This window comes from Bartonella sp. AA18HLJMS (assembly GCF_042197245.1).
Lineage (GTDB): Bacteria > Pseudomonadota > Alphaproteobacteria > Rhizobiales > Rhizobiaceae > Bartonella.
The window spans coordinates 1-1,677 of record NZ_JBHIRP010000034.1; the positions used below are offsets into that span (position 1 = coordinate 1).

General features: G+C 44.4%; 4 protein-coding genes. All 4 read right to left on the bottom strand.

All coding sequences use genetic code 11. The features are described from left to right. Nucleotides 1–392 (bottom strand): major capsid protein (locus ACFINW_RS09285; RefSeq protein ID WP_375674234.1); only part of this gene is annotated, 392 nt, incomplete at its 3' end. A 12-nt stretch (nt 393–404) separates the two neighbouring features. Continuing rightward, the gene (locus ACFINW_RS09290) at nt 405–773 is read right to left on the bottom strand and encodes a head decoration protein (RefSeq protein ID WP_375613995.1); all 369 of its coding nucleotides are present in this window, start codon (nt 771–773) and stop codon (nt 405–407) included. Continuing rightward, a complete protein-coding gene (locus ACFINW_RS09295) occupies nt 770–1,150 on the bottom strand; it encodes a hypothetical protein (protein ID WP_375674238.1) in 381 nt (126 codons plus the stop codon). The genes ACFINW_RS09290 and ACFINW_RS09295 overlap by 4 nt, the downstream gene beginning before the upstream one ends. Beyond that, nucleotides 1,033–1,677 (bottom strand): S49 family peptidase (locus ACFINW_RS09300; protein ID WP_375674235.1); only part of this gene is annotated, 645 nt, incomplete at its 5' end. The genes ACFINW_RS09300 and ACFINW_RS09295, both read right to left, overlap by 118 nt.

The window sequence follows — 1,677 nt, forward strand, 5'->3', positions numbered from 1 at the left end:
TCCCATGTCAATTCTATTTCAGAAATCAGTTTCTTTTGTTTTCTGGCAATATATTTCATTGCTGTCTCTAACTGATCTTCTGTCCCAAATTCACGACGGTTTTGGATTTCTTCTGATTTCACGGTATCACTTTTGGCAATCCGTGTTGTTTTGAAAAACCGAAGATTACGACCCTCTCTATCACCTTCTGCCAAAGGTGCGCCACGTTCACTGGTTTGAATAAGCGAAAATGTATTATCACGCCGTTCAATACCAACCACCGTGGTACTGGTTTCAACTTCTTCAAAAAGATTAAGAGAACTTACAAGACCAGGTTGAAACTCATAGTTTTCGATGGCTTTCATCATTGTGATGCTTGAGAAAGCATCATGTTTAAAAAAATTCATGTCCATGTGTGCATTCTCCTATCGCAATAGAATGTTGTTATGGTCTTCTAAAGACTGAATGGCTGCTTTCTTTTGCTCATCCGTGATGGCATCTGGCCATAGCAATTCAGAAGCTTTTACAGTGCATAAGCGTGCTGTAATTACGGCACGTTGATCTGCTTCTGTTGCGTCAATAGTGGCAAAAGAAATCCCTGCCGGTGTTTGACTGCCATCTGATGCTGCTGGATTAAGGGGGACATAGTGTTCCGTTGCGGTTATCTTTCCCATGACAGTTCCAGCTTCAATGAATGCTCCTGATGCAAACAGCACTTCTTCATTTGACATATCGGGGTCGTAGGGTCCAAGATAAGCGCCATTGCGTACGTCGTCATAAATAATATTCGTCATTTCACTGCCCTCCAAGCTGCTTCCCATTTTGCATAAATCTTTGCCTTGCTCGTCCCATCACTATGAGGGGTATAAGGCGAGACTTTTAAAGACGCGCTTTGAGAGCTAGCAGCCGTCAACACACATTGGCGTGCTTTCTCGAGACTCATACCGTTTTGAATAGCTTTTGCTGCGTCAAAAGAAACGCCTAAGTGCTTTGCTTGCCTTTCAAGGGTTGTTAGTGCTTTTGCGCGCTTTCTTTCTTTTTCAAGAGCAGCTTTTATGTTTTCCTGCTTGTCCTCATTGTCTTCATCTTCATCTTCGTTTTCTTCGTCGTCAAAGATTTCGGCGTTTTTGTCGATGTCACTATCGTCTTCGTCCTCTTCCTCGTCATTGATGATGTCGACGATCTTTTCGTCATCCTCTTCTTCAGCGCGGTATTGTGTGCGTGCCATGTGTTTTGTCCTTCTTTTTCTGTTGATGTTGGGTTTTGTGATATGGAATCCGTTAAGGCTTCCAAAGCTTGCGCAAGAGTGCCCTGCGCATCTGCTAATCCAAGCGTGATCGCTTGGGTGCCTATAAAAGTTTCTGCTTTTGTGTCACGAATTGCAGCAGCATTTAAGCGTCTGTTTTGCGCCACCAAATCGACAAACATCTCGTAGAGCAGGGCGCAATCGGCTTGCATTTTTATCTGTGCTGTATCGCTCAAGGGTTCATGAGGGTTGCCATGGGTTTTGTGATCACCTTCAAAGACAAAGGTCCATTTATGCCCGTGTTTTTCATCTGCACGGGATTGGTCAAGATGGGCGCAAACAACCCCAATCGAGCCTACAACACCCGTGCGAGCAACCCATATTTGAGAAGCAGAACAAGCAATGGCATAAGCCGCTGAACAAGCAAACTCATTGGCATGTGCCCAAATGGG

Bases quoted from the DNA above. Each gene is read 5' to 3' on its own strand.
- ACFINW_RS09290 (WP_375613995.1), bottom strand. From the start codon at position 773: ATGACGAATATTATTTATGACGACGTACGCAATGGCGCTTATCTTGGA.